The 25580-nt window shown below is 61.2% G+C and carries 23 protein-coding genes and 1 pseudogene; 7 read left to right on the top strand and 17 right to left on the bottom strand.

Translation table 11 applies throughout. The features are described 5' to 3' along the window. A partial coding sequence (locus tag Q8X51_RS20440) for a DUF6531 domain-containing protein (RefSeq protein ID WP_407694974.1) occupies positions 1 to 2257 on the bottom strand: 2257 nt, incomplete at its 3' end. A 213-nt stretch (positions 2258 to 2470) separates the two neighbouring features. After that, positions 2471 to 3085 carry a LysE family translocator gene (locus Q8X51_RS20435; RefSeq protein WP_407694650.1) on the bottom strand — a complete coding sequence of 205 codons (615 nt, stop codon included), beginning with the start codon at positions 3083 to 3085 and terminating at the stop codon, positions 2471 to 2473. A 144-nt stretch (positions 3086 to 3229) separates the two neighbouring features. Between Q8X51_RS20435 and Q8X51_RS20430 the strand changes: the two genes are divergently transcribed. Beyond that, positions 3230 to 4315 (top strand): DUF1615 domain-containing protein, encoded by a 1086-nt coding sequence (locus Q8X51_RS20430; RefSeq protein ID WP_407694649.1) that lies wholly within the window; start codon positions 3230 to 3232, stop codon positions 4313 to 4315. Here Q8X51_RS20430 and Q8X51_RS20425 read toward each other — a convergent pair whose 3' ends face one another. Further along, entirely contained in the window at positions 4316 to 5110 is a 795-nt protein-coding gene (locus tag Q8X51_RS20425; RefSeq protein WP_407694648.1) for a DUF4349 domain-containing protein, read from the bottom strand. Positions 5111 to 5266: 156 nt separating this feature from the next. On the opposite strand from Q8X51_RS20425, the gene Q8X51_RS20420 reads away from it, so the two are divergent. Further along, the gene (locus Q8X51_RS20420; RefSeq protein ID WP_407694647.1) at positions 5267 to 5689 is read left to right on the top strand and encodes a PaaI family thioesterase; all 423 of its coding nucleotides are present in this window, start codon (positions 5267 to 5269) and stop codon (positions 5687 to 5689) included. 98 nt (positions 5690 to 5787) lie between these two features. Here the strand turns inward: Q8X51_RS20420 and Q8X51_RS20415 are convergent, their stop codons facing one another. Genes Q8X51_RS20415 through Q8X51_RS20405 form a run of 3 tightly spaced genes read right to left on the bottom strand, consistent with a single transcriptional unit; the run spans position 5788 to position 8374 of the window. Further along, positions 5788 to 6969 carry an acetyl-CoA C-acetyltransferase gene (locus Q8X51_RS20415; protein ID WP_027603172.1) on the bottom strand — a complete coding sequence of 394 codons (1182 nt, stop codon included), beginning with the start codon at positions 6967 to 6969 and terminating at the stop codon, positions 5788 to 5790. A gap of 11 nt (positions 6970 to 6980) precedes the next feature. Then, on the bottom strand, positions 6981 to 7640 hold the full coding sequence (locus Q8X51_RS20410) for a CoA transferase subunit B (protein WP_027603173.1): 660 nt from the start codon (positions 7638 to 7640) through the stop codon (positions 6981 to 6983). 35 nt (positions 7641 to 7675) lie between these two features. After that, a complete protein-coding gene (locus tag Q8X51_RS20405; protein WP_032886653.1) occupies positions 7676 to 8374 on the bottom strand; it encodes a CoA transferase subunit A in 699 nt (232 codons plus the stop codon). A gap of 133 nt (positions 8375 to 8507) precedes the next feature. Between Q8X51_RS20405 and Q8X51_RS20400 the strand changes: the two genes are divergently transcribed. After that, positions 8508 to 9413, top strand: a complete 906-nt coding sequence (locus Q8X51_RS20400; protein WP_065927814.1) for a LysR family transcriptional regulator — start codon at positions 8508 to 8510, stop codon at positions 9411 to 9413. Between the two features lie 62 nt (positions 9414 to 9475). On the opposite strand, the gene Q8X51_RS20395 is transcribed toward Q8X51_RS20400, so the two are convergent. The 6 genes from Q8X51_RS20395 to Q8X51_RS20370 all read right to left on the bottom strand — a co-directional run bounded on the left by Q8X51_RS20395 (position 9476) and on the right by Q8X51_RS20370 (position 17282). Then, complete coding sequence (locus tag Q8X51_RS20395; RefSeq protein ID WP_016977362.1) at positions 9476 to 9805, bottom strand: hypothetical protein; 330 nt, start codon at positions 9803 to 9805, stop codon at positions 9476 to 9478. 463 nt (positions 9806 to 10268) lie between these two features. Next, a complete protein-coding gene (locus Q8X51_RS20390) occupies positions 10269 to 11132 on the bottom strand; it encodes an NAD-dependent protein deacetylase (protein ID WP_065927813.1) in 864 nt (287 codons plus the stop codon). A gap of 8 nt (positions 11133 to 11140) precedes the next feature. Next, positions 11141 to 11581 carry a CBS domain-containing protein gene (locus Q8X51_RS20385; protein WP_027603177.1) on the bottom strand — a complete coding sequence of 147 codons (441 nt, stop codon included), beginning with the start codon at positions 11579 to 11581 and terminating at the stop codon, positions 11141 to 11143. Between the two features lie 119 nt (positions 11582 to 11700). Beyond that, complete coding sequence (locus Q8X51_RS20380) at positions 11701 to 13650, bottom strand: DNA topoisomerase III (protein WP_407694654.1); 1950 nt, start codon at positions 13648 to 13650, stop codon at positions 11701 to 11703. Positions 13651 to 13878: 228 nt separating this feature from the next. Next, the gene (locus Q8X51_RS20375) at positions 13879 to 15501 is read right to left on the bottom strand and encodes an MFS transporter (RefSeq protein WP_065927812.1); all 1623 of its coding nucleotides are present in this window, start codon (positions 15499 to 15501) and stop codon (positions 13879 to 13881) included. Between the two features lie 113 nt (positions 15502 to 15614). Further along, positions 15615 to 17282: a GMC family oxidoreductase gene (locus tag Q8X51_RS20370; protein ID WP_137213025.1), complete on the bottom strand. Its 1668-nt coding sequence runs from the start codon at positions 17280 to 17282 to the stop codon at positions 15615 to 15617. 128 nt (positions 17283 to 17410) lie between these two features. Here Q8X51_RS20370 and Q8X51_RS20365 point away from each other — a divergent pair, with 128 nt between their 5' ends. After that, on the top strand, positions 17411 to 18304 hold the full coding sequence (locus Q8X51_RS20365) for a LysR family transcriptional regulator (protein WP_407694646.1): 894 nt from the start codon (positions 17411 to 17413) through the stop codon (positions 18302 to 18304). Positions 18305 to 18346: 42 nt separating this feature from the next. Here the strand turns inward: Q8X51_RS20365 and Q8X51_RS20360 are convergent, their stop codons facing one another. Genes Q8X51_RS20360 through Q8X51_RS20350 form a run of 3 tightly spaced genes read right to left on the bottom strand, consistent with a single transcriptional unit; the run spans position 18347 to position 21374 of the window. Then, complete coding sequence (locus Q8X51_RS20360) at positions 18347 to 19444, bottom strand: DNA alkylation repair protein (protein WP_407694645.1); 1098 nt, start codon at positions 19442 to 19444, stop codon at positions 18347 to 18349. 14 nt (positions 19445 to 19458) lie between these two features. Further along, the gene (locus Q8X51_RS20355) at positions 19459 to 20805 is read right to left on the bottom strand and encodes a glutamine synthetase family protein (protein WP_407694644.1); all 1347 of its coding nucleotides are present in this window, start codon (positions 20803 to 20805) and stop codon (positions 19459 to 19461) included. Between the two features lie 11 nt (positions 20806 to 20816). After that, on the bottom strand, positions 20817 to 21374 hold the full coding sequence (locus tag Q8X51_RS20350; RefSeq protein ID WP_407694643.1) for a helix-turn-helix domain-containing protein: 558 nt from the start codon (positions 21372 to 21374) through the stop codon (positions 20817 to 20819). A gap of 196 nt (positions 21375 to 21570) precedes the next feature. Between Q8X51_RS20350 and Q8X51_RS20345 the strand changes: the two genes are divergently transcribed. Together Q8X51_RS20345 and Q8X51_RS20340 are read left to right on the top strand one after the other, a co-directional pair. Further along, complete coding sequence (locus Q8X51_RS20345) at positions 21571 to 21879, top strand: RcnB family protein (RefSeq protein WP_027603185.1); 309 nt, start codon at positions 21571 to 21573, stop codon at positions 21877 to 21879. Between the two features lie 76 nt (positions 21880 to 21955). After that, the gene (locus tag Q8X51_RS20340) at positions 21956 to 23149 is read left to right on the top strand and encodes an MFS transporter (protein WP_027603186.1); all 1194 of its coding nucleotides are present in this window, start codon (positions 21956 to 21958) and stop codon (positions 23147 to 23149) included. Here the strand turns inward: Q8X51_RS20340 and Q8X51_RS20335 are convergent. Continuing rightward, positions 23112 to 23384 carry a DUF1652 domain-containing protein gene (locus Q8X51_RS20335; RefSeq protein WP_407694642.1) on the bottom strand — a complete coding sequence of 91 codons (273 nt, stop codon included), beginning with the start codon at positions 23382 to 23384 and terminating at the stop codon, positions 23112 to 23114. The two genes, Q8X51_RS20340 and Q8X51_RS20335, sit on opposite strands and share 38 nt — an antisense overlap. A 131-nt stretch (positions 23385 to 23515) precedes the next feature. After that, entirely contained in the window at positions 23516 to 25012 is a 1497-nt protein-coding gene (locus Q8X51_RS20330) for a PAS domain S-box protein (RefSeq protein ID WP_407694641.1), read from the bottom strand. A 195-nt stretch (positions 25013 to 25207) separates the two neighbouring features. Between Q8X51_RS20330 and Q8X51_RS20325 the strand changes: the two are divergent. Then, positions 25208 to 25435, top strand: a pseudogene (locus tag Q8X51_RS20325) (hypothetical protein); the annotation flags it as partial. Positions 25436 to 25580: the final 145 nt, after the last annotated feature.

Here is a 25580-nt window from a genome sequence, read left to right as displayed (position 1 = left end):
TGTCATGCTCGTAGGACGTCGGCTCATCATCCCCGGGAAACAACGCCACCAAGTGTCCGGCGTCGTCGTACTGATACGCCGTCACCGCCCCCAGCGGATCCTGCTCAACCGTCAGCCGGCCTTTGGCATCGTAGGATTTGAAATGCTGGGCACCGTCCGGATCAATCCGCTGCACCAGCCGCGCCCGGTCGTCATGGACATACACTTCCTGACTGCCATCGGCGTTGTGCAGCGTGACACGGCCGTCGTCCCCCCAGGCATACCGCGTATCCATCTGGGAAAAACTGGCCCAATGCCGAACACATCGCGCAGCCTTGCCCGCCCGTTCCCATTCCCAAAAGAAACTCGCCCCACAGGCCAGTCCACGCTCAAGAATCACGTGCTGATCGTCGTAGCGATAAACCTCGCTTTCACCTACCGCATTGGTCGCCGAAACCAGCCGGCCAGCGTCGTCGTACGCGTAGGAAACAACGTTCTGCTCGGTAATCCAGACATACGGACCACGGCCTTCGGCCCGCTGCACCTGGTAGTCCACCGCGACGATGCGGCCCGACGCATAGCGCAGGAACAGCGCACACCCCGCACCGTTATCCAGCCGCTCAATCCGCCCCAGAAAATCCCGAGCAATCCGCAACCGGTTGTCGTAGGCATCACTGATCGAGACCAGCACACCGTCGCGAAAGTGATAAAACCGCGACGCCTGGGACAGCACCAGTTCGTCCGGCGATGCGCCTAAATAGATCGCTGCTTCGGCCAGGCTATTGGTGATGGCGGGTCGAGCAACGGTCGGCATTGGAAATGAAGTAGTGCGATTCTCATGGTCCGTCCACACCACCGAATCGCCCGACACCGCAAGCCGATGCGCCAGCGAATGACTCCAGCCAAACCCCAACCCGACATCCACTTCCACCGCACTGGTGCGATATAACCGTGTCCACTCGAACGGCAAGATTCCATCCAACGTGCCGTCGGTGAGAGTGAGCAATTCCTCCCCGGTAACCATCGACACCGGGCAGCCGTTGGTGACGGTCTTATCCGAAGGGGCCGCCGCATCCCCGTTCGGGTTCTTCCCTGAAACGGGCACATCATCGACAGGCTCCTGGCGGACCAACACCGTCTGCTGAGTCTTCCTGCGAACCGCCGGCACCGGGTTCGAAACCACATGCTCCCCAACCTTCAACGGCGCAACCGGTACAGTCTTGATCGCTGTCGCGGGGCCACCGAGCAGCAAAGGCTTCAGCGCTTCGGCATGCGGCTCCAACCCCGGCTTTACAAGCTGCTTGGCCAGCAACTCCAACAACTCCCGCGCGCGCTTGGATTTGATAGCGCTCAGCACTTGAGCCCCCAGCCGCGCCACCACCCCCATCGCACCCAATACACGAATCAACAGCAGATTGATCAGGACCTCGCCAGTGATCTCACCCCACAGTTCAGTCATCTGCGGCGGTGGCAGCAGGCGCATCCAACTGACCATCGCCGACAGGTAGATAAACAACAGCGGCTCATCGCTGAGCATCAGCAAACCATTGGCAATCGTGTCGTTGCCGAGCTTCAGCAGCTCATCGAGTTCGGCCTGGGATAGGTAGGCCAACAGCTTTTCGCCGTTGGGCTTGAGGTCCGCCAGCAGGTCATACAGCTGCGTAACGTTGTCCCACAAATTGAAGAGGGCTTTTCCAAGGCCGCTGAAAAACGCTGCTTCCAGCATTCGGCGCCGATCGAGGGGCTTGGCTTCGGCATAGTCTTTCCACTGATCCTGGAAAGTGCGGGTCCATTCGTCACGCAGGCGAGCCTCCAACCCCGCGATCACCGACTGATAAGACCCATACAGCGCCTTGACGTGGTCCTTGGAAACGTTGGGATAGAAGGTGATCCGGTACGGCTGGTTGCGATCACACTCGGTGATTTCGAGGAGGCCGCTGGGGCCGATGGTCTTGTGGATCGGCTCGCCCAAGGGGCCGCCATTGGGATCGACGCGCTGCAGCATCACCGGCGTGTCGCCGATGGGCACGAAGCGCGTGCTTTGGAACATATGCACCAGCGTCAGGGTGCCATTGGCCGGGCACGTGGCGACGGTGCTGCTGGGGATGATTGAGCGATTGATCGGTGCGACCAGCGCCACCTTATCGCCGACCTTGAAGACCTGCTCGACCTCCAGCGCCGAGAAGCGCCAGAAGCTTTGCGCCCAGTCATCGAATGTATTCAGGCATTCGCGAAAGTCACGAAAGACGCTTTCAACGTCGACCGTCTTCACATCCATCGGGGCCAGGGCCAGCCTGCCAATGGCCGGGTTCAAGAAGCAGCCCCTTCAATCAGGGCTTTAACGAAAACCACCATCTGCAATCCCTCGCACTGTGTATTCAGGCGAGGGACTTTGCAGCGGTTTTCAGGCTGGGGCTGTAGAGCTTATCTTGCCGTTACGTGGGAGCTTTCAGCGGCTATCGTCCCTTTTGGGCGACGTATCAAAAAGCCTTCAGCGCTGCGCGAACGCCAGGTTCAACCCCAGCCCTGCAAACGCCGCCGCAAAACTGCGGCGCAGCCAGTTCTGCACCCGTGGCGACTCGATTACCGCGCGGCGAAACCCGTTGGCCAGCAGGCCGTAGATCACAAACACCGCAAATGTCATTGCCATGAAGACCGCGCTCAGCACCAGCATTTGCACGGCGGCTGCCGTGCTGCCGGGCGTGATGAACTGTGGCAGGAAGGCCAGGAAGAAAATGGTCAGTTTGGGGTTGAGAATATTCAGCAGGAAACCGCGCAGCATCAAACTGCACGCGGTGGCGACTGCCGGTGCGTCATTCATGGCGAAGGCCGAGCGATCACGCCAGGTGGCGTACGCCAGATACAGCAGATAGGCGACGCCAGCGTATTTCAGGACTTCGAAGGCCAGCGCGCTGGTATGCAGCAGTGCGGAAAGGCCGAGCACGGATGCCAGCAAGTGCGGGAGGATACCGGCCGTACAACCCAGCGCGGCGAACACACTGGCGCGCTTGCCAGCGGTGAGGCCTGTGGACACGGTAAAGATCACGCCGGTGCCGGGGATCAGTACGACAATCAAGCAGGTGATGAGGAAGTTCAGGCTGAGCATGGCATTCAAACTCCGTGTACGAATGAGGAATGACAGATCCTGTCACGTTCGGCCCCGGCTGGCGAGAAGGTGAGTTGGCGAACCCGCGTTAGACTTACTGGTCCATATCCGCAACGCCTGGCCCATCGTCCTCAAGGAAGCCCCATGTCCCCACGCTGCCTGATCCTCTGCCTCACCTCATTGGTGGTGCTGGCCGGCTGTTCCACGTCACGCGGCCCGCAGCAACCAGCGCGCAGCGAGGCCGAGGTGAAGGCCGAGATCGTGCGTTTGCTCCCGGCGAAGGTTCCAGACCGCAACGGCTGGGCCCAGGACATCTACACTGCCTTTGACACTCAAAAGATCTACCCCAGTACCGAGAATATCTGTGCCGTATTGGCGGTGACCGAGCAGGAGTCCACCTATCAGGTCGACCCGCCCGTACCCAATATGGGCAAGATCGCCCAGGATGAAATCCTGCGCCGTGCCGCCAAGGTGCATGTGCCCGCTTTTGTGGTGCGCAGCGCCCTGCAGCTGCGCTCGCCCACCGGCCAGTCCTATGCCGACCGCTTGAATGCCGCCCGCACGGAGAAGGACCTGAGTGGCATCTTCGATGACTTCATCAGCGTGGTGCCCCTGGGCAACACCCTGTTTGGCGGTTTCAATCCGGTGCACACCGCCGGTCCCATGCAGGTCAGTATCGACTTCGCCCAGAAGCAGGCGCGGGGTTATCCCTACACGGTGGATGGCACGATTCGTCGGGAAGTCTTCACCCGGCGCGGCGGCATATACTTCGGTATCGCCCATCTGCTCGGTTACCCGGTGAGCTATGACCAGCCGCTGTACCGCTTTGCCGACTTCAATGCGGGTTGGTACGCCAGCCGTAATGCGGCGTTCCAGGCGGCGGTCAGCCGCGCGTCGGGCACTGAGTTGGCGCTGGACGGGGATTTGATTCGCTACGGCTCATTGCTGCCCGGCACCACCGAACTGGCGGTGCGCTCATTGGGCGCGAAGCTGGACATGCGCAATCCCAGCATTCGCAGCCAGCTGGAACAGGGCGAGCAGTTGGATTTTGAAGACACCACCCTCTACAAACGCGTGTTTGCCCTGGCCGACCAGGCTGCCGGCAAGCCGATGCCCCGTGCGATCCTGCCGGGCATCGTGCTCAAAAGCCCGAAGATCACCCGCAACCTGACCACGGCGTGGTTTGCCAAGCGCGTGGATGAGCGGTACCAGCGCTGCATGAAGCGCTGATCAGCTGCGGCGCCGGACAAATTTGCGCCACAGCCACACCCACAACCACACCACCGGAAACGCCAGGATCACGAACGGCAGCACATAGCTGGCGCGTTCCAGGGCGTCTGCGGTGCCGTCCACCAGGTTAGTGCCCAGGTTGCTGAACATCCGGCTGAAGCGTGACGGTTGGTTGGCGCCGTCGGAAGAGCGGAAGTTGAGGGTGACGCGGTTGGTATCCAGGCGACGCTGCTGGCCGGCGGCAACCTGGGCGAGTTCCTGCAGTTCGTTTTCAATGCCCGCCTGCTCCTTGCTCAGGGCGATCAGGTCGCTGACGCTGATGTCCTTGCGCTTGGCCAGTTCATCGAGGCGCTGTTGCTGGGCGTGCAGGCGATCCTGGCGGCGACGTATATCGGCGACCGCGTCGGCCAGGTCTTCGGCGGTGGTGATGCGCTGGCCGAGTTTGCCGCCCTCAGCGGCCAGGGTGACCATCGGTTCGACGCCGCTAGGTGCGATCCGCAGGATGATCTCGCCGCCGTTGCTGTCTTCGGTGATGCCAAGGATATTGCACGCGCCAAACCGCGCCGATTCACAGGCCTCACGGGTGGCCTGCATGCGCGGCGCGAGCAGGGCGCCGGGCAGGGCCAGGGTCAGTTCGTGCTCATAGGCCAGTTGCGCACCGGCCCGGCCTTGTTCGCCATTGATCACCGTGGCGCGGGAGTGGTCCTTGGGTGAACAGCCGACCAGGGCCAGGCCGGCCAGCAGGATCAACAGGGGCGCGCGAAGCGATTGAAGGGGGCCGTCCGGATGGCGCATTGCAGTTCCTTGAGATGTGGGGGGGACATTGGCGGCGATTAAAGCGGGTCCGGCGAATTAACGCAAAGTATCGTGCAGGATTTGCAAGGCTGATGGTGATGGCTGCCGTTGGGCGTGTGGCGTACACCTCAAATTCGACCCCAAGGAAGACTCGTCATGATTGCCCACGCCGTGCCCGAAGGTTTTGTCCCGCTGCCGCGCAGCAGCCCGTTGCTGGATTTGCTTGGCCCGGCGTACTGCCGAGGTGACGGCCTGCAACTGGAAATCGGCCTGCGCGCCGACAATCGCCATGCCAATGGGCGTGGAACGGTGCACGGCGGGGTGCTGGCGACCCTGGCGGATGTCGGTATGGGCTATGCCATGGCGTTTTCCAGTGAGCCGCCGTTGCCGTTGATTACGGCGAGCATGACCGTGGATTACCTGGGGGCGGTGCAGGTGGGGGAGTGGATTACCGTGCGTTTGGAACATCACAAGCGAGGGCGGCAAATGGCGTTTGCCACGGTGAGCCTGCAGGTGGGAGAGAAGGTGGTGGCGCGGGCGAATGCGGTGTTTGCCGTGCCTCACGCTGACAGGCAATAAAGATCTTATAGGGGAGGGACTGTGTTTGTTCAGGGAAACCGCATAAAGAAAAGGCCTGGCTTTTCGTGGAGCCGGGCCTTTTCCGTGTTGCTCGTTTATCAGCTGCGTTCGAGGGCCAGGGCTACGCCCTGGCCGCCACCGATGCACAGGGTCGCCAGACCTTTCCTGGCATCGCGCCTGATCATTTCGTGCAGCAGGGTGACCAGCACGCGGCAGCCTGAAGCGCCGATGGGGTGGCCGATGGCGATGGCGCCGCCGTTGACGTTGACCTTGTCCGCATCCCACTCCAGCTCTTTGCCTACCGCCAGGGATTGCGCGGCAAAGGCTTCGTTGGCTTCGATCAGGTCCAGGTCGCCCAGGCTCCAACCGGCTTTGTCCAGGCAGCGGCGGGTGGCCGAGACCGGGCCGATGCCCATGATCGCCGGGTCGACGCCCGCGTTGGCGTAACTGGCGATACGGGCCAATACCGGCAAGCCGAGGGCCTTGGCCTTGTCGGCACTCATCAGCAGCACCGCAGCGGCGCCGTCATTCAGGCTGGAAGCATTACCGGCGGTGACGCTGCCGTCTTTCTTGAACGCCGGCTTGAGCTTGGCCAGGGATTCGGCGGTGGTGCCGGCGCGAGGTTGCTCATCGACGGCGAAGGCAATCGGGTCGCCCTTGCGCTGGGGAATCAGGATCGGCGTGATCTCATCGACAAAACGCCCGGCCTCGATGGCGGCGGTGGCTTTCTGCTGGGAGGCGGCGGCGAAAGCATCCTGGGCTTCACGGCTGATGCCGTATTTGTCCACGAGGTTCTCGGCGGTGATGCCCATGTGATAGTCGTTGAACGCATCCCAGAGGCCGTCGGTGATCATGCTGTCGATCATCTTGGCGTGGCCCATGCGCAAGCCCGTGCGCGCAGCAGGCAGTACATAGGGTGCCAGGCTCATGTTCTCCATGCCGCCGGCGATGATGACCTCGGCGTCACCGCAACGGATGGCCTGGGCGCCCAGGTGCAGGGCTTTCAGGCCCGAGCCGCAGACCTTGTTCAGGGTCAGGCTCGGCACGGCGTGGGGCAGGCCGGCGAGGATCGAGGCCTGGCGCGCGGGGTTCTGGCCGGAACCTGCGGTGAGTACCTGGCCGAGGATGACTTCATCCACTTCGGCCGGGTCCAGGCCGGTCTGCTCCAGCAGGCGACGGATCACGGCGGCGCCCAGCTCCGGTGCCGGAATGGTGGCCAGCGAACCTTGAAAGCTGCCCACGGCGGTGCGGGTGGCAGCAACAATCACGACGTCTTGCATGGAATCTGTCCTCACTGGAAGTGCATTTCTGGAACGTGGTCCGGGACGATCAGTTTACCGGCGGTCTTGCTCACAATCTCTTCAACGCTGACGCCAGGTGCGCGTTCCTTGAGGACAAAAGCGCCATTTTCGATTTCCAGGTACGCCAGGTCCGTCAGTACGCGCTTGATGCAGTTGGCGCCGGTCAGCGGCAGGCTGCATTGGCTGAGCAACTTGGACTCACCGTCCTTGGAGGCGTGGGTCATGATCACGATGATGTTTTCCGCACCGGCCACCAGGTCCATGGCGCCGCCCATGCCCTTGACCAGTTTGCCGGGGATCATCCACGAGGCGATGTTGCCGTGTACGTCCACTTCAAAGGCGCCGAGCACGGTGAGGTCGACGTGGCCGCCGCGAATCATCGCGAAGGATTCGGCGGAGGAGAAGATCGAGGCGCCGATGCGCGCCGTCACGGTCTGTTTGCCGGCGTTGATCATGTCGGCATCGATGGTGTCTTCGGTAGGAAACGGACCCATGCCGAGCAGGCCGTTTTCCGACTGCAGCATGACTTCCATGCCTTCGGGGATGTAGTTGGCCACCAGGGTCGGAATGCCGATGCCCAGGTTGACGTAGAAACCGTCCTGCATTTCGCGGGCGACGCGTTGAGCCATTTGTTCGCGGGTAAGAGCCATTTTTATGAGTCCTTATTGTTCGGGCTGGAGGCGGATTATTTGCGCACGGTGCGCTGTTCGATGCGCTTCTCGAACGTGCCGCAGATGATCCGGTCGACGTAGATGCCAGGGGTGTGGATCTGCGCCGGGTCCAGCTCGCCCGGTTCGACGATTTCCTCGACTTCGACCACGGTGATCTTGCCAGCGGTGGCGGCCAGCGGGTTGAAGTTCTGGGCGGTGTGGCGATAGATGACGTTGCCGAAGTGGTCGGCTTTCCAGCCTTTGACGATGGCGAAGTCGCCGGTGATGGATTCTTCCATCAGGTACGGGCGACCGTTGAATTCGCGGGTTTCCTTGCCTTCGGCCACCGGAGTACCGACGCCGGTGGCGGTGAAGAAGGCGGGGATACCGGCGCCGCCTGCGCGCATTTTTTCCGCCAGGGTGCCTTGGGGGGTGAGGACCACTTCGATTTCGCCGCTGAGCAACTGCTTCTCGAACAGGGCGTTCTCACCGACGTAGGAAGCGATCACCTTGCTGATCTGCTTTTCTTCCAGCAGCACGCCCAGGCCAAAGCCGTCGACGCCGCAGTTATTGGAAACCACGGTGAGGTCACGGGTGCCTTTGCGCTTGATCTCATTGATGAGGTTTTCCGGAATGCCGCACAGGCCGAAACCACCGGAGAGCACGGTCATGCCGTCTTCCAGGCCTGCCAGTGCTTCCTCGTAGGACGCCACGCGTTTATCGAAACCTGCCATATGCACCTCTTTTATTGTTTGTGGGCCAGCCAATGAATCGAGTGTTGCGCTGACAGATTGATTTGTTAAGTTGTTTTTTAAGGTTGATTGATTTAGAAAACAGCATAGTCAACCCGCCGCCCGGAGTAGCGTCATGACCGTTAAACAGATGCGTGCCTTTCTGGCCGTGGCCCAAAGCCTGAGTTTTGCCGCCGCCTGCGAGCGCCTGCACCTTTCTCAATCGGCGTTGAGCCTGACCATCAAGGGCTTGGAGGAAGGGCTGGGCGGGCGCTTGTTCAGCCGCAATACGCGCAACGTGGCCCTCACGCCCGAGGGCGAATCCCTGCTGCCCCTGGCCCGTCGGCTGATGGCCGATTGGGACAATGCCGAAGACGAACTACGTCAGCTGTTCACCCTGCAACGCGGGCGGGTGACCGTGGCGGCGATGCCGTCGTTTGCCGGCAACCTGCTGCCGCCGATCCTGAAGATATTCCGCGCCCGTTACCCTCAGGTGAACGTGACGGTGCATGACTTGATCAACGAGCAAGTGCTGGAGATGGTTCGCGACCGCCATGTGGAACTGGGCGTCGCGTTTGAACCCTCGGAAGGCTCGTCGCTGGCCTTTACGCCGTTGTACCTGGACCGCTTCATTGCGGTGGTGCCCGGTGATTCACTGCTGGCACAGTGTGCCGAGGTCGACTGGAAAACCTTGCTGGAGCACCCGTTCATCACGTTGCAGCGGCCTTCCACGGTGCGGGTGATGCTGGAGGAGCACCTGGGGGCCTTGAAGATGAAGCTGCCGGTGGCCTTGGAAAGCCATCAATTGGCAACCGTGGGCAAGATGGTCGCCAGCGGCCTGGGTGTCAGCGCCGTACCGGCCTTGTGTGCGCAGCAGATGCAGGAGGCGGGGGCGCATTGCATCACCTTGACCGGTCCGGTGATCGAGCGGCCGATTGGCGTGCTGACCAAGCCTGGGCATGAACTGTCGGCGGCGGCGCAGGTGTTGTTTGATATTTTTCGCGATGAGGCGGGGAAGGGCAGGTTTCCGGCGGTGTTATAAAACAGCTATTAAAAAGCCCGCTCGAATAAACCAGCGGGCTTAAATTTAAAGTGGCACTGTTATCAGCAGTATCTATCAATCACTTTAACGTGCGATTGGCCTTTGAGGTTCTGCCATTCGGTATTAAGTGTGTGGAATACTTGCTCGATAAAGTTGCGATCGGCCGCGGCCTTCTTGCCGACATAACCCTGGCCACGGCGGTACATCTTCAGGCGCGCCGCCAGTTCACGGTTATTGCGGTCGAACTCGGCTTCTTCGGTGTGGGGCGCCAGGCAGTCGATTTGCACTTCGCCCGATTTGCCAATCCACAGGATATGGTCGTCGAGTGTGTCTTTCTGCGCTGCGAACATCTCAGCCAATTCATCGATAGTTGGTTGGTTGTTCAGATTCATGTGTAAGCCCCTTGACCAGTTGGCGATCTATCAGTTGATTCCGTTAAAACTGCTTAGTTGTCTCCGGCTTGGAAAACCGGGCGTCAGTGACGGTCTGCCGAATACGGGCAGGGTCTTGAACCTGATGCATGTAGTCTTGCTGATGAACTGCTACGCAATGGTTTCATAACGAAGACAAGCCGCATTTGAGCGCCTTGTACCGATCCTTTCGGGTCGGTCAGCTTCATCAATCTGCCTTGTGGGCAGTGCACATCCGGAAAAAACAGCTCGGCGGTCAGACGAGCTTGTTCAAAACGCTTGCTACCAACGCTCCCGATCCGGGAGACGTCTAGATCATGCAAGGACAAAAAGGTTACGTCAACGGTATGTAGTGATTATTTTTGATCACTACATAATTCGTCGTGGCTATGGGGAGATACGGCAAATGCGTGACTCGAGCGTCATTTTTTGCGCTGGACGGTCGCTATGGCTGAGGAGGGGTTGACTGCAGGCGGTCTGCCAACAAGGGCAGAAGCTGTTCGCACGAGGTTTCGATCTTTACCTGCAACAACTCATCACCCCGGGTCTTGCCCAGGTTGATGGCGATCACCGGTTTGCCCTGTTCGACCATTGCCTTGCACAGGCGAAATGCGGAGTAAGCCATCAGCGATGAACCTACCACCAGCAGCCCCTCGGCATGGGCTACCGCCGCCATCGCCCTGGCTGCCGTCGCCGGTGCGACGTTCTCGCCAAAAAACACCACGTCCGGTTTCAGTCGCTCACCCTGGCAATGGGGGCAGCGGGGGACCTGGAAGCGCTCTTCAAACGCGGGATCAAGCAGGGTGTCACCATCAGGCGCCTGTACCGCATGGACTTGCGCCAGGTACGGGTTATCGATTTCCATCTGGCGCTGGATCAGGTCGCGCGTGCTGTGCAACTGGCAATCCAGGCACAGCACCCGGTGCAGGCTGCCGTGCAATTCAATCACGTCATGGCTACCGGCCTGGTCATGCAAAGTGTCGACGTTTTGCGTGATCAGGCCGCTGATGTGCTGGCGTTGTTGCAAGGTCGCCAGTGCCCGGTGAGCGTTGTTCGGCTGGGCGATACGTACCCTCGGCCACCCCAGCATCGCCCGTGCCCAATAGCGCCGCCGCGCCTGGGCAGTGGCGAGGAACTCCTGGTACATCATCGGCGCCTTGCCCCGGCGCACGCCTTCGCTGTCGCGGTAGTCGGGGATTCCCGACGACGTGCTGATGCCCGCACCGGTCAATACCAGGAAGCGCCGTTCGGCCATGGCGCGGTGCAGGGTGTCGAGGTGGTCCTGTTGATGTTCCAGGGTATCGAGCATGGGGTCCCCTATTCGCCGCGGATGTACTGCTCCAACTGCTTGATCAGGTCTGCCTGTTCGGCGATGGCTTCCTTGACCAGGTCACCGATGGAGAGCAGGCCCAGCAGTTTGCCGTCTTCGACCACCGGCAGGTGGCGCAGGTGACTGTCGGTCATGATGTTCATGCACGCTTCGACACTTTTATGGGTATCGACGGTTATCACCGGCGAGCTCATGACCTCATGGACCTTTGTAGTGACTGACGATAGGCCCTTGAGCATTATTTTGCGTGCGTAATCGCGTTCGCTGATGATCCCCACCACCGTGCCTTCCTTGACCACCGGCAAGGCGCCGACGTTTTTCTCCGACATCCGCACCAGCGCCTCAAACACAGTGTGGTCCCATTGGATGGTGTGGACGTCCTGGTTTTTCTGGTCCTTGGCTTTGAGCAATTGTGCGACGGTTTTCATGGCGGCCACTCCGGTGTTGTTGTTATCCCCTACAGAATCCTAGACGGCACTCGCCGGGGCAAGGTCCAATGCGGCGTTAAACCCGTCGAAAAACGTCATTCGCCGGTTTTTTTCGCCTTTCACCCGGTTTTTTTCGGTTTCCTGGCGCGCTCTGGGCCAGTGGCGGTCTTGCGAGGGGCCGCCTTGCGCTTCTTTTTCCACGGCGCAGCACCTCGGCCCTGCGGGCTGGCCGGCCCGCTGATGGTCATGCGCATGCCGTTGCAACGCGCCACTTGCTTGCTCATCCACGCCGCCTGCTTGGCGACGAATTCTTCCAGGCTCATCTCACCGCTTTGCACCATGTCCAGCGCCTGCTCCCAGATCGCGGTGGTGCCGGGGTCGGCAATGGCGCGGGGTACCGCGTCGATCAGGCTGAAGGCTGCCGGGGTGGCCGACAGCGTCTTGCCGTTCTTCACCAGGTAACCCCGGTCGAGCAACCCCTGGATAATCCCCGCGCGAGTGGCTTCGGTGCCGATGCCGGTGGTGTCCTTGAGCTTTTGCTTGAGCAGCGGGTCTTCCACCAGCTTGGCGACGTTTTTCATCGCCTTGATCAGGTCACCTTCGGTAAAGGGCTTGGGTGGTTGGGTCCACAGGTCCTTGAGGTTGACCTTGGCTACCGCGTAATCCTGACCCTGCACCAGTGTCGGCAAGGCCTGGGGGGCCGGTGCTTCACGGCCCTTTGCCGGTGCCAGGGCTTCGGGCAAGGCACGTTTCCAGCCCGGTTCGATCACCACTTTGCCCACCGCACGCAACGCCTGGCCCGCACAGTCGAAATCCGCCTGGGTGCGATCGTATTCATGGTTGGGCAGGAACTGCGCCAGGTAACGCGCGCGAATCAAGGTGTAGACCGCACGGTGCTTGCCGGTGAGTTGGCCGACGTCCTTGCCGGCGCCGGTGGGAATGATGCCGTGGTGCGCACTGACCTTGGCATCGTTCCACGCCCGTGAGCGGCGCTGGGGATCGATATGCGGCATCAGCTCATTGACTGCTGCATCCGCACGGCCCAATGCGGCGAGAATCTTCGGCGCCTCGCTGTGCTGGCTCAATGGTAGGTAACCACAGTCACTGCGGGGGTAGGTGATGACCTTGTGGGTTTCGTAGAGGGATTGGGCGATATCCAGGGTTTCCTGGGCACCGAGGCCGAGCTTCTTCGAGCAGATTTCCTGCAGGGTGCCGAGGTCGAAGGGCAGGGGGGCCACCTCGCGCATGCGTTCGGTGCGCAGCTTGATCAGGCGTGCGCTGGCGGCGTTGCTCATGGCGTCGGCAGCGTCCCGGGCCAACTGCGGGTCAAGGCAGCGGCCCTGGTCGTCACAGGCATCCTCGGTCGCGCGCCATTGTGCGGTAAACGTGATGGATTGGTGGCGCAGGTCCACATCAATGGCCCAGTACGCCACGGGCACGAAGTCGGCGATGCTGCGGTCGCGGTCCACCACCAGGCGCAAGGTCGGTGTTTGCACCCGGCCCACCGGCAGCACGCCCTGATAGCCGGACTGACGCCCCAGCAGGGTAAACAGGCGACTCATGTTCATGCCGATCAGCCAGTCGGCGCGGGAGCGGCCCAGGGCCGAGTGGTACAGGCTGAAGGTTTCGGCGCCGGGCTTGAGCGCCGCCAGGGCCTTGCGGATGGAGGCATCGTCCAGTGCCGACAGCCATAACCGCTGGATCGGCCCGCGATAGCGGCAATGCTCGACCAGTTCGCGGGCGATCATCTCGCCTTCACGGTCGGCGTCGGTGGCGATCACCAGTTCCTGGGCTTCCCCCAGCAGGCGCTTGACGGCCTTGAACTGGCTGGCGGTCTTGGGCTTGACCAGCATCTTCCATTTTTCCGGGACGATCGGCAGGTCGGCCAGCACCCAGCGTTTGTATTTGGCGTCGTAGGCGTCGGGCGGGGCGGTTTCCAGCAGGTGGCCGATGCACCAGGTGACGGTGACCCCATTGCCCAACCAGCAACCGTCGCCGCGGCGACCGGCGCCGAGCACGGCCGCGATGTCCTTGGCCTGGGAGGGTTTTTCACAGAGGTACAGCCGCATGGTCATCACATCAGATCGGGTTGATGCTTTGCAGGATGCTCAGTCAGAGGAATTTGAGCAACTATTATCTGTATGGATGTACAGCAATTCGTGTAAGCGTTGCGGAAATAAATGTGGGAGGGGGCTTGCTCCGATAGCGCCATATCAGTCAACGCAACTGTGACTGAACCACCGCTATCGGGAGCAAGCCCCCTCCCACAAGGGATCTCCTGTGTTCAGGCGATCGGTTTAATTGTTGTCGAGATCCACATGCCGCGTTTCTTTAAGGCAAAACAATCCGACAATCAGGCTCACCCCCGTCACCACCACCGGGTACCACAAGCCATAGAAGATATCCCCGGTGTACACCACCAGCGCAAACGACACGGTCGGCAGGAAGCCGCCAAACCAGCCGTTACCGATGTGGTAGGGCAGGGACATCGAGGTGTAGCGGATACGTGTCGGAAACAGCTCCACCATCAGCGCCGCCAGCGGGCCGTAGCACATGGCGGCGATCAGGATCAGCACCACGATCAGCACCACCACCATCACCTTGTTGACCTGCGCCACATCCGCAGAAGTCGGGTAGCCGGCCAGGGCCACTGCACCGCGCAGCGCTGCCTCGTCGAAGCCGTCGATGCGCACTTCACCCACGCTGACCTGCACCGGGCTGCCGGCCGGGGCGGCGGCACTGCTGTACGGCAGGCCTTGTTTGACCAGGAAGGTCTTGACCTTGTCGCACGGGCTGTCAAATTTCGCCTTGCCTACCGGATCGAACTGGAAGGTACAGGTGGCCGGGTCGGCCAGCACGGTGATCGGTGCCTGGCGGCTGGCCTGGTCCATCGCCGGGTTGGTGTAGTGCGCCAGGCCCTTGAAGATCGGGAAGTACAGCGCGGTGGCCAGCAGCAGGCCGAGCATCAGCACCGGCTTGCGCCCGACCTTGTCCGACAGCCAGCCAAAGAAGACGAAGAACGGCGCGCCAATCACCACGCTGATGATCAGCAGCATATTGGCCAGGGCCGGGTCCATCTTCAGGAACTGCGTGAGGAAAAACAGCACATAGAACTGCGACGCGTAGAACGTTACCGCTTGCCCACCGTTGATGCTGAACAGCGCGATCAGCACCACCTTGAGGTTTTCCCATTTACCGAAGGACTCACGGATCGGCGCCTTGCTGGCCTTGCCTTCCTCTTTCATTTTCAGGAATGCCGGCGACTCGTGCAGGCTCATGCGGATCCAGGTGGAAATACCCAGCAGCACAATGGAAAACAGGAACGGGATACGCCAGCCCCACACTTCGAACTGATCGCCGGTGAAGTACCGGCATGCCAGCACCACCAGCAACGACAGCAGCAAACCGAGGGTCGCGGTGGATTGAATCCAGCTGGTGTTGAGGCCGCGTTTGCCGGCTGGCGCATGCTCGGCCACATAGGTGGCCGCACCGCCGTACTCGCCGCCCAATGCCAGGCCTTGCAACATGCGCAGCACGATCAGGATGATCGGCGCCGCGATGCCGATGCTGGCGTAGGTTGGCAGCAGGCCTACGCAGAAGGTCGCCACGCCCATCAGGATGATGGTCACCAGGAACGTGTATTTGCGCCCGATCATGTCGCCCAGGCGGCCGAACACCAGCGCGCCGAACGGGCGCACCACAAAGCCGGCCGCAAAGGCCATCAAGGCAAAGATAAACGCCGTGGTGTCGTTGACCCCGGCAAAGAACTGCTTGCTGATCACCGCCGCCAGGGCGCCGTAGAGGAAAAAGTCATACCACTCGAACACTGTCCCCAGGGACGAGGCGAAGATGACTTTTCTTGATTCGTTACCGGTGCTCGCGTTGGTCGCCGAGCCCAGGGTTTGAGCATGTTCTGACATCGGGAAGCCCTCACAGTGATTATTTATTGTTGTTCCACTGTCGGCGCCAGGCTCAGCGCCGCTATTTCTCAGTTCCTTGCAGGAGCGAGCTTGCTCGCGAACGTTGTCAACAATTACGCGGGAAACCCGGAGGGCAGCGGCGCTTTTGCGTTTTTCGCGAGCAAGCTCGCTCCTACAGTGTTCGGCGAAAGGATCAGCTGCGCGGCTTTTTCCGCGATCATCAGCGTCGGTGAACAGGTATTGCCGGAGGTAATGCGCGGCATGACCGAGGCATCGGCGATACGCAGGCCGGGCACACCATGTACGCGCAACTGGGCGTCGACCACCGCGTCTTTATCGCTGCCCATGCGACAGGTGCCGACTGGATGGAAGATCGTCGTGCCGATACGTGCGGCGGCTTCATGCAGTTGCTCTTCGGTTTGCAGTGCGTCGCCGGGCAGGTATTCCACCGGTTTGAATTGGCTCAGGGCCGGTGCGGCGACGATGCGTCGGGTCAGGCGAATGGCGTCGGCGGCCACCCGCAGGTCCTCCGGGTGGCTGAGGTAGTTGGGCCGGATCAGCGGCGCATCCGCCGGGTTGGCCGAGCGGATATCGATGCGGCCACGGCTTTGCGGGCGCAGGTCGCAGACCGAGGCGGTAAACGCCGGGAACCCATGCAGCGGTTCACCAAAGCGCTCCAGGGACAGCGGCTGTACGTGGTATTCAAGGTTGGCCGAGGTCTGTTCCGGGCCCGAGCGGGCAAATGCGCCGAGCTGGCTGGGCGCCATCGACAGCGGGCCGCTGCGGTCATACAGGTAGCGCAGGCCCATGCCCATCTTGCCCCATACGGTACCGGCGATCTGGTTCAGGGTGCGGGCGTTTTCCAGCTTGTAGATCAGCCGCAGCTGCAGGTGATCCTGCAGGTTGCCGCCGACGCCCGGCAGTTCATGCCGCACATCGATGCCCAGCGGCTTGAGCACGCTGGACGGGCCGATCCCCGAGCGTTGCAGGATGCCCGGCGAGCCCACGGAGCCGGCGCACAGCACGATTTCCTTGCGCGCCTTCCAGCTCACTGGCTGGCCGTTTTGACGCCCGATCACCGCCGAGGCACGGCCGTTTTCCAGGACCACGCGGTCTACCTCGACCTCGGTCAGCACGGTGAGATTGGGCCGCTGGCGGATCGGCTTGAGAAACGCCTTGGCCGCGTTCCAGCGTACCCCGGCCTTCTGGTTGACCTGGAAGTAGCCGCAGCCTTCGTTATCGCCCTGGTTGAAGTCGCTGATCGTGGCAATGCCGCTTTGCGCCGCGGCGTCCCGAAAGGCGTCCAGGATCGGCCAATGCAGCCGCTGCTGCTCGACTCGCCATTCGCCGCCGTCACTGTGGAATTCCGAGCTGCCGGCAAAGTGGTTTTCGCTCTGCTTGAACAGCGGCAGCACGTCTTTCCAGGCCCAGCCATCGTTACCTGCCGCCGCCCAGCCGTCGTAGTCCTGGGCCTGGCCGCGCATGTAGATCATGCCGTTGATGGACGAGCAGCCGCCGAGCACCTTGCCCCGTGGGTAGCTCAGCGCACGGCCTTGCAGGCCTTCCTGGGCTTCGGTCTTGAAGCACCAGTCGGTGCGCGGGTTACCGATGCAGAACAGGTAGCCGACGGGGATATGGATCCAGGGGTAGTTGTCGCGGCCACCGGCTTCAAGCAGCAGCACGCGGTGGGCGGGGTTGGCGGACAGTCGATTGGCGAGCAGGCAGCCTGCGGGGCCGGCACCTACTACCACATAATCGTATTGCGCAGCTGCAATGGGCATCTGAGGTCTCGCTTGTTTTTCTTATTGGCTCCATCCTAGTTGTTAGTTTTCGTCTTAAAAATGTTAGTTTTTACCCAGCTGCTGTGCGTTTTTAAACAGCGCTATCCAGGCCATGCAATGGAGGCGACATGTTCGACTGGAATGACCTGCGGTATTTTCTGGAGTTGCAGCGCAGCGGCCGCCTGCTCACCGCCGCGCAGCGCCTGAAAACCACGCACGCCACGGTGGCCCGGCATATCGAGGCCATCGAGAAGAGCCTCGGCACCGCGCTGTTCGTGCAGCACGCCCAGGGCTACGAACTGACCCCCGCCGGCGAAGCCCTGCTCAAACACGCCGAAGCCATGGAAAACGTCGCGCTGTTGGCCGAGGACGAATTGACCCACTCCGCTGCGCCCCTGGGCAAGATCCGCCTCGGGGTGGCCGAAGGGTTGGGGGTGATGTTCCTCGCCGGCCGCATGGGCGGGCTGTTCGAACGTTATCCCGGCCTGGAAGTGGAACTGCTCGCCGTGCCGCGTTTCGTCAGCATCCTCAACCGCGAGGCGGAAATCAGCATCCACCTCGAACGCCCCAGCGTCGATCAATTGGTCACACGCAAACTCACCGATTACCGCCTGGCGCTCTATGCCAGCCGCGCTTACCTGGACCGCAATCCCCCGATCGAAAAACGCGAAGACCTCGCCGCCCACGCCTGGATCGACTACGTCGATGACCTGCTGTTCAGTCAGGAGCTGAAGTTCCTCAGCAGCTTCTGCCGTAACCCCAAGGTGGTGTTCCACAGCACCAGCGTCATCGCCCAGCACCAGGCCGCACGCTCCGGATTGGGGATTGCGGTGTTGCCGTGCTTCATGGCGTCGGGTGACCCGCAGTTGGTGCCGTTGCTGCCGGGGGAGGGGATCCAGCGCAGCTACTGGATCAGCTCGCGCCGGGAGTTGCACAAGTCGGTGCGGTTGCGGGTGTTGTGGGACTACGTGGTGGAATTGTGCGCGCGGGAGCAGCCACTGTTGCTCGGCGAATCCAGCTGAAGAAACCCTCCCGCATTGATCTGTGGTGTTGGTTGAATCGGATTAATCCCTCAATTCGAATTCGGCACTGCCCAATCGCTCTCCATTCACCAGCACATGCACCGCATGCCTGCCGGGATAGTGCTTGCGCGTGGTCAACGCGCGAATATGCTGCTCGCGGCGGATGCTCTGCCGTTCACCCGCGCCCAGCGTAAACGCCTTGAGCTTGAACACCTTGGCCGCGCTGTGCCCCGCGCTTTTGACGTAGTCGATGGCGTAGTCCACCACCAGTTTCTGCGCAGTGGCGGCGGTGGATTCCAGGCTGAACGACAGGGTGATCCGCTCACCCAGCTTGATCACCGCCGGCGTCACGCTCAGGTGATGGAGCTTCACCTCGGCCTTGGCGCCTGCGCCCATGATCGTCAGCGCGCGGGTGTTGCCCTGCTTGATCAGGCTGCGCAGCGCATGGCGGGCGATCCAGGCGGTGTGCGGGTTATCCAGGTTCCAGCCTTCGACCAGGCTGAGCACCCAATCCGGGTGGTCCTTGGTGATGTCGTTGAGGTGGTTGGCCACGGATTTGCGTACGTAGAGGCTGTTGTCGGCCTTGAGGTTATCGAGGATCGGCGCGCACAGCTCGGGGTTGGCCTGCACCTTGGCCAGGCGAAACGACCACGGCAGGCGCGGGCGCGAGCCTTCGCTGGCGAGGCGGCGCACGTGATCGTTGTCATCCCGCGACCAGGTTTGCATGACCGCCAAGGTGCGTTCGAAGTCGTGGAGCAAGAAGGGTCTTATGGCGAACTCAGCCGAGCCAAAGGGGGTGAAGTATTTGAGCGCGGCCATGGAGCGTTTGAAGTCATCCAGGCCGTAGCTCGCCACGTAGTGCGGCAGGCACAGGCTGACAAACCCGCTGTTCAGGCGCGGGGCCAGGGCGTAGAGCAGCTTGAGGGTCTGGGCATAGTCCAGCGGGATCACCGCGTGCAGGCTTTCGCTGACCCGCGCCATACGCTGCATCACCGATAACTCGGCGAGCCCGGCCTTGGCATGCTTGAGAAACCCCTTGGCGTCGAACGCCGGGTACACCGCGGTCATCTCGCTGGCGATGTGTTGCAGGCGTTCGAGGTTGAAGATTTCCTTGAGGGCCGGGGCGCTTTGGTCGGTCATCGGTTATTCCGTCGTTAGAGAAACCAGCGGTATTCCCGCGCATGGATTTCTTGTTGAAAGGCCAGGTGATCCTGGCGTTTGTTCTCGCAGTACACGTCGACAAATTCGGCGCCCAGCTTATCGCGCACTACCGGCTGATGCTGCATGGCGCGCACGGCATCGAGCATTTCCACGGGGAAGTCGGTGCCGCTGCTGCGGTCCTCGTTCAGTGGCGCGATAGGTTCTCGCCCGGCTTCAAGGCCATGTTCAAGGCCGACCAGGATCGCCGCCAGCACTAGATACGGGTTGGCGTCGGCACTGGCCAGGCGATGTTCGATCCTCAGGTTGCGCGGGTCGGAGTCGGGGATGCGCACGCACGCGTCGCGGTCTTCAAACCCCCAGCAGGCGCGGGTGGCCGCGTTGACCGTACCGCCCAGGCGGCGGAAGGCATTGTGGTTGGGCGAGAAGATCGGCATGCAGTGGGGCAGCAACTCCAGGCAACCGGCCACGGCATGGCGCAGGGGTTGCTGCTGGTGCGCCGCGAGCATATTGTTGCCCGCACCGTCGTACAGGCTGACATGCACATGCATGCCGCTGCCGGGAAATTGCAGGTAAGGCTTGGCCATGAAACTGGCGCGGTAGCCGTGTTTCAGCGCCACGCCACGGGTGCTGCGGCAGAACAGGGCCGCCCAGTCGGCGGCGCGCAGGCCGTCGTCGAGGTGGCCGAAATTGATCTCGAACTGGCCGGGGCCGAGTTCGGCGGTGATCACCGTGATGTCGATGCCCTGGTCCTTGGCGGTCTGCGCCATGTCGTCCAGCACTTCGCTGAAGCGCGACAGCCGTTCGATATGCAGGTTGGGCTGGTCGTCGGTGTCATCGCTGAGCGGGTCACGGGCGAATTGCGGCAGGCCGTTGTCGAGTTTTTTGTCGAACAGGTAGAACTCCAGTTCGAAGGCCACCACCGGGTGAATGCCTTTGTGGTGCAGGCGCTCCAGCACCTTGGCCAGGACTTCGCGAGGTTCGAATTCGATCGGCGCCTCGGTGCCGTCCGAGGTGATCAACATCTGCCCCAAAGGCTGCGACTCCCAGCTCACCGGCTTGAGCGTGCCGGGCACCAGGCGGCGGTTGGCATCCGGGTCGCCGTCGTGGAAGCAGTAGTCGCCGATCTTGAACAGCCCGCCCTGAACCCCCAGCAGCACGGCGTTCTGCGGCAGCTTCAAGGGGCTGCCGGCGGCGACCTTTTCCAGTATCTCGATGGGGTAGCGCTTGCCGTAGAAATGCCCGGGGATGTCCAGGGCAATCAGGTCGACATAACGCACGTCGGGATGGTTCTGGCGAAAGGTCCGTACTTCGGCCAGTAACGTGGAGGCTTGGCTTTTCACGGGTGTTGCTCCTAGTTGTAAACCCACAGCACACGGGCGGGCAGGTCGGTGAGGTTGGCGTAGCGGCAGTGGGCGAAACTGGCCAGGTGGAAGCTGTCACCGGGGCCGAGGGTGACCGAATCGGCCTCGCCCTCTACCCACAGGGTCAGTTCGCCTTCCAGTACAAATCCGGCCTGCTCGGCGCGGTCGCTCATGGTCTGTTCACCGCTGTTGGCACCGGGTGCCAGGAGGCTGTCGAGCATCGAGAAGGCGCCATTCATGCTGGGGGACACCAGGATGTCGGTGATGCCGTTGGCGTAATACACCGTACGACGTTCGTTGGGGCGGGTGACCCAGCTCACGGCCTTGGGTTTGGGCAGGCTGTAGAAATAGGTGGTGGGCACATCGAGGGCATGGCTGATGGCGGTGAGATCCGCCACGGTCGGACGCGACAAGCCCCGTTCCACTTGGGACAGGAAGCCCACCGAACGCTCGATTTTCTGTGCGAGTTGGGCGAGGGTGAGCTTCTTGTACTTGCGCAGGTCGTGGATCAGGATCGCCAGGGCGTCGAGTTCTTCTTGCTGGTTCATGAAATTTATATCTAATAATTTCATGAAAAATTACAGGATTTATTTCATGGCGGCAATGGGCAGGGAGATTTGTCAGGGTCTGAAAAGTTGTGTAGATACCTATGCTCATCACAGGGGATCAAGGTTCAACAGGCTGAATGATTTCATGCGCCTGCGGTCGGAACCTGGGTACGCATCATTCATTGAAGGAGCACCCATGAAGTCCAAAACCCTCGCTGCCTGTGTCCTGGTCGCCGCCAGCCTGTCCACCGCCAGCTTTGTCGTGCAGGCCGGCGACACTCCCCAGGAAACCGTGCAGCCTTCGAACATCAATACCCGTGATTTGAAAGAAGGCGACCGTGCCCCGGACATCCTGATGCGCAAGGAGTCGGCGGTCAGCGACTGGAAGAAACGCGGTCTCAAGCAGCCTGAAGCCGACAGCCAGTGGGCCCGTGTGGGCGACAGGTTCGTGCTGCTCAAAACCACCAACGGCACCATCCTGGAGATCACGCCCGTCAAGAAATGACCCGCGTTTTTTCCTCGCTCTTGCGTTAAGGTAACCGGCCATCAAGACCGCGTTACCTTAGACGAAAGAGAGCAGGATGCTTGCCACAATAAGAAACTACCCCCGCGCCGTGAACCTGTTGTTGTCCGCCACGTTGCTGCTGACGCTGGCCAAGGCGATTACCTTTCCCTACCTGGTGATCTACCTCACCCGCCAATTTGCCCTCGATATCACCCAGGTTGGGCTGGTGATCGGCAGCTCGTTGATCCTTGGCTCGCTGCTCAGCGTATATGGCGGTTTTCTGGTCGACCGCATCAACAGTTATCGACTGTTGCTGGGGTTGAGCGTGCTGTTTGGGCTGGGTTTTATCGGTACGGTGCTGGCGCAGAACATCTGGGCGTTCTACAGCTGCCTGATCCTGATCAACCTGGCCTACGCGGTCATCGATATTGCGGTAAAGGCCGGTTTTGCCAGCTTGCTGCCGGAAGATGCGCGCAGCGAAGTGTTTTCCATCAAGTACACGCTGACCAATATCGGCTATGCCGCGGGGCCGTTCTTTGGGGCGATGGTGGCCAAGCTGGACATCAGCCTGCCGTTCATCCTGTCGGCGTTGTTGGGGGCGGGTTTTTTCCTGCTGTACTGGCGCTGGGGCGATCGCACCCTGGCGACCATCGATGTGACGCAAAAGCCGGTGCCGTTCCTGGCCGTCGGCCGCGTGCTGCTGCGTGACCATCGCCTGGTGTGCTTCACCCTTGGGGGTGTGCTCAGCGCCGTGGTGTTCGGCCAGTTCACCGCCTACCTCTCGCAGTACCTGGTTACCACCACCAGTGCTGAATACACCTACACCGTCATCAGTGCCGTGCTCACCACCAACGCCGTGCTGGTGATCGCCTTGCAATACGTGATTGGTCGACGTATTTCCCACCGTTACCTCAGCCAATGGCTGATTGCCGGCCTGGGCATGTTCATGCTGGGCTTGATTGGTTTTGCGCTGTCCACCAGCGTGCTGTGGTGGGTGCTGGCGATGGCAGTATTTACCGTGGGGGAAATCATCGTGTTCCCGGCCGAATACATGTTTATCGACCGGATCGCCCCGGACCACCTGCGCGGCATGTACTACGGCGCACAGAACCTGTCCAACCTGGGGGCTGCACTGGGGCCGGTGTTGTGCGGGCTGGTGCTGGCCAGCCTGCCGGCCCACTACATGTTCTACATGCTGGGGGCGTTCATCGTCGCGGGCGGGGTGTTCTATTTCATTGGTTCGTCGTTGAAGGCGCGTCTTCCAGCGTGACCTTGCCCATGTTGTTGCTTTGCAGTTCGTAGCGCAGTTCTTCCACCATCTTTTCCACGTCTTGCGTGGTCTGCAGCCGGTTGGTGCTGATCCCCGTCACCACCAGGTCCACCCGGCCGGTGTCGGCGTCGTAGACCTTGAGGGTCAGCGACGCATCCCGGCACAGGGTGAACTCGCATGTCAGCGGCGCGAGGCCTTCTTCGATGCAATTTCGCAGTTGAGAGAGCGTAAACATGTGGGTTCCTTCAGGGTGTCGTTTTACGACGGCACAGGTTGAAAGCCCTGTACTCACACCCTGAAGGTTAGGGATTGGGACTGCGCGGGATAAGGCGAATTCGCACTAGCCGCACTAGTGCATTTGCACTTTTATCGGGTTTTCTTGACCCGCAGTTCACCGGCAAACAGCCCGCGTTCACGGGCCCAGACAATCGCTGCACTACGGCTATGCACCCCCAGTTTCGAGTACACCGTGGCCACATGGTTACGCACCGTGTTGGGCGCCAATTTCAGGCGTGAGGCGATCTCCTTGTCGGCCAGGCCCTCGCAGATCAGGCCGAGTACGTCGCGCTCGCGGGCGGTCAGGTCGGTGAAGGCCACGTTCGGCAGGTTGGGACTGTTGACGCTCTTGGCATTGGCCAGTTTCTCGATCAGGGTCTGGCTGAACCAGGACGCGTCCTGCATCACTTCCTCGATGGCCGCCACCAACTCCAGTTCCGAGCGCTTGCGTTCGGTGATGTTCATCATCACCAGCAGGTAGCAGGGGACATCCTGAATGGTCACCGTGTCCGCCGAGACCACGCAGTCGATGACCTCGTTGCCTTTCTTGCGCACCTTGAGGTCCTGGCCATCGAGGTTGCCGGCTTTCTCCAGGGTGGCGAACAACTGCGCGGCCGCCTGCTGGCTGTCGATAAAGTTGATGTCTTCGACGGATTTACCGATCAGCTCTTCACTGGTGTACCCGGTAATGGTCATGAATGCTTCGTTGATATCCACCACCTGCCGGTTGGCGGCGTTGCACACCAAGGTGGGCACCGGGGTCAGGCGAAACGACTTCGCGAAGCGCTCTTCACTCTGGCGCAGGGCGATCTCGGCCTTGCGGCGTGGCTCCAGGTCGGTGAAGGAAAACAGCATGCAGTCTTCCTCGTTCATGTCCAGCGGCTGGCCGGCGACGATCACCAGTTTGCTGCCGCCTCCGGGCAGTTTCAGCTCGGCCTGCATCTGCGGGATGGTCGCGCCTTCCCCCAGGCGCTGAACGGCCAGCTCCCTGCGCTCGGCATGCTCCAGCACGTCCAGCTCATACACGGAGCGGCCGATCACCTGGTCGCGGGTGTAGCCGGTCATCTCCAGGAAGCCCTGGTTCACTTTGATATAGCGCAGGTCGCTGAGGCGGCAGATCACCGCCGGCGCCGGGTTGGCGTTGAAGGTTTTTTCGAAGCGCTGTTCGGCGCTGGCCCATTCGGTGGCGTCGCTGAGGATCAGCACCAGCAATTCAGGCGTGCCATGGGAATCGCTGATGACCAGGCTGCGCAGGCGGTGCACCCAGGTTTTTTCTTCGTCGGCGGTGGGCATGACCTCCACTACCACGTCACTGAATTCATCGCCTGCCGCCGCGCGGGCGAGGGGGTAGTTCTCCAGGGGCAAGGGATGATTATTGCGATAGCGCAGGGCGAAGCGTTCGGCGTATTCCCGGGCATTGCTGCCCAGTGCCGCCACGTCATCCACCCCGTGCATGGTCAGCGCGGCTTCATTGGCCCAGAGGATCGTTTGGTCCACCTCTACAAGGATGATCCCATCGGACAGCCCGGAGATGATCTGCTGCAGCTGGCGGCGGTTGGTTTCTTTGGCAAGGACATCCTGGGTCATGGTTTCTCCGGGTTTTAGACGCATGAAAGTACGACAGCCCGGTGTCAGGATAGTGCAGGGCAATTACGCGGCGTGGGGTGCGAATGCACCAGGTGGTCTGGTGTCTTTGCGCGAGGATGAGAGAGTGTTGGGCTCGCCAGACTGAGACGGTCAATCACTGTAAAAGGATCGCGGTGGCCTGCACGGTGTACTGCTCAAGCGGGCGACGCGCTGAAACAATGGTTCGAGCGTGTGAAAGCCTTTGGTGAACCTGCGTTGAAGGCGGAGGATAGAGACGCAGTGGTCAACATCGTTGCCGCCCGTACCGGCAATAGCAAAGAGGAAGCGACCCACATCGTCGACAATTACGCCCAGGCTTATAAGCAGGCCATCCAAAAGGTCGATGAGCTGAAGCAACAGTCCACCAGGTGCATGACCGAAAGCACGGTCGACAAAAGATCGGGGCACAAAAACTCACACTAGTGCGCTGGCATAAGGGTTTTGGACACCGTCATCATTACGTCACACAAGCCCGCTTGACGGTTGAGCGGGTTTTTTTATTGGTGTGTCTCGTGTGTACAAAAAACGC

The organism is Pseudomonas sp. Yb2C2 (assembly GCF_052112325.1).
Taxonomy (GTDB): Bacteria; Pseudomonadota; Gammaproteobacteria; order Pseudomonadales; family Pseudomonadaceae; genus Aquipseudomonas; species Aquipseudomonas marginalis.
This window is presented reverse-complemented; position numbering and strand designations above follow the sequence as displayed.

Coding starts and splice junctions, on each gene's coding strand:
- Q8X51_RS20365 (WP_407694646.1), top strand. CDS start 17,411: ATGTTCGACTGGAATGACCTGCGGTATTTTCTGGAGTTGCAGCGCAGC.
- Q8X51_RS20420 (WP_407694647.1), top strand. CDS start 5,267: ATGATTGCCCACGCCGTGCCCGAAGGTTTTGTCCCGCTGCCGCGCAGC.
- Q8X51_RS20395 (WP_016977362.1), bottom strand. CDS start 9,805: ATGAATCTGAACAACCAACCAACTATCGATGAATTGGCTGAGATGTTC.
- Q8X51_RS20415 (WP_027603172.1), bottom strand. CDS start 6,969: ATGCAAGACGTCGTGATTGTTGCTGCCACCCGCACCGCCGTGGGCAGC.
- Q8X51_RS20435 (WP_407694650.1), bottom strand. CDS start 3,085: ATGCTCAGCCTGAACTTCCTCATCACCTGCTTGATTGTCGTACTGATC.
- Q8X51_RS20385 (WP_027603177.1), bottom strand. CDS start 11,581: ATGAAAACCGTCGCACAATTGCTCAAAGCCAAGGACCAGAAAAACCAG.
- Q8X51_RS20335 (WP_407694642.1), bottom strand. CDS start 23,384: ATGTTTACGCTCTCTCAACTGCGAAATTGCATCGAAGAAGGCCTCGCG.
- Q8X51_RS20360 (WP_407694645.1), bottom strand. CDS start 19,444: ATGACCGACCAAAGCGCCCCGGCCCTCAAGGAAATCTTCAACCTCGAA.
- Q8X51_RS20340 (WP_027603186.1), top strand. CDS start 21,956: ATGCTTGCCACAATAAGAAACTACCCCCGCGCCGTGAACCTGTTGTTG.
- Q8X51_RS20370 (WP_137213025.1), bottom strand. CDS start 17,282: ATGCCCATTGCAGCTGCGCAATACGATTATGTGGTAGTAGGTGCCGGC.
- Q8X51_RS20410 (WP_027603173.1), bottom strand. CDS start 7,640: ATGGCTCTTACCCGCGAACAAATGGCTCAACGCGTCGCCCGCGAAATG.
- Q8X51_RS20345 (WP_027603185.1), top strand. CDS start 21,571: ATGAAGTCCAAAACCCTCGCTGCCTGTGTCCTGGTCGCCGCCAGCCTG.
- Q8X51_RS20350 (WP_407694643.1), bottom strand. CDS start 21,374: ATGAACCAGCAAGAAGAACTCGACGCCCTGGCGATCCTGATCCACGAC.
- Q8X51_RS20375 (WP_065927812.1), bottom strand. CDS start 15,501: ATGTCAGAACATGCTCAAACCCTGGGCTCGGCGACCAACGCGAGCACC.
- Q8X51_RS20430 (WP_407694649.1), top strand. CDS start 3,230: ATGTCCCCACGCTGCCTGATCCTCTGCCTCACCTCATTGGTGGTGCTG.
- Q8X51_RS20400 (WP_065927814.1), top strand. CDS start 8,508: ATGACCGTTAAACAGATGCGTGCCTTTCTGGCCGTGGCCCAAAGCCTG.
- Q8X51_RS20425 (WP_407694648.1), bottom strand. CDS start 5,110: ATGCGCCATCCGGACGGCCCCCTTCAATCGCTTCGCGCGCCCCTGTTG.
- Q8X51_RS20390 (WP_065927813.1), bottom strand. CDS start 11,132: ATGCTCGATACCCTGGAACATCAACAGGACCACCTCGACACCCTGCAC.
- Q8X51_RS20405 (WP_032886653.1), bottom strand. CDS start 8,374: ATGGCAGGTTTCGATAAACGCGTGGCGTCCTACGAGGAAGCACTGGCA.
- Q8X51_RS20330 (WP_407694641.1), bottom strand. CDS start 25,012: ATGACCCAGGATGTCCTTGCCAAAGAAACCAACCGCCGCCAGCTGCAG.
- Q8X51_RS20380 (WP_407694654.1), bottom strand. CDS start 13,650: ATGCGGCTGTACCTCTGTGAAAAACCCTCCCAGGCCAAGGACATCGCG.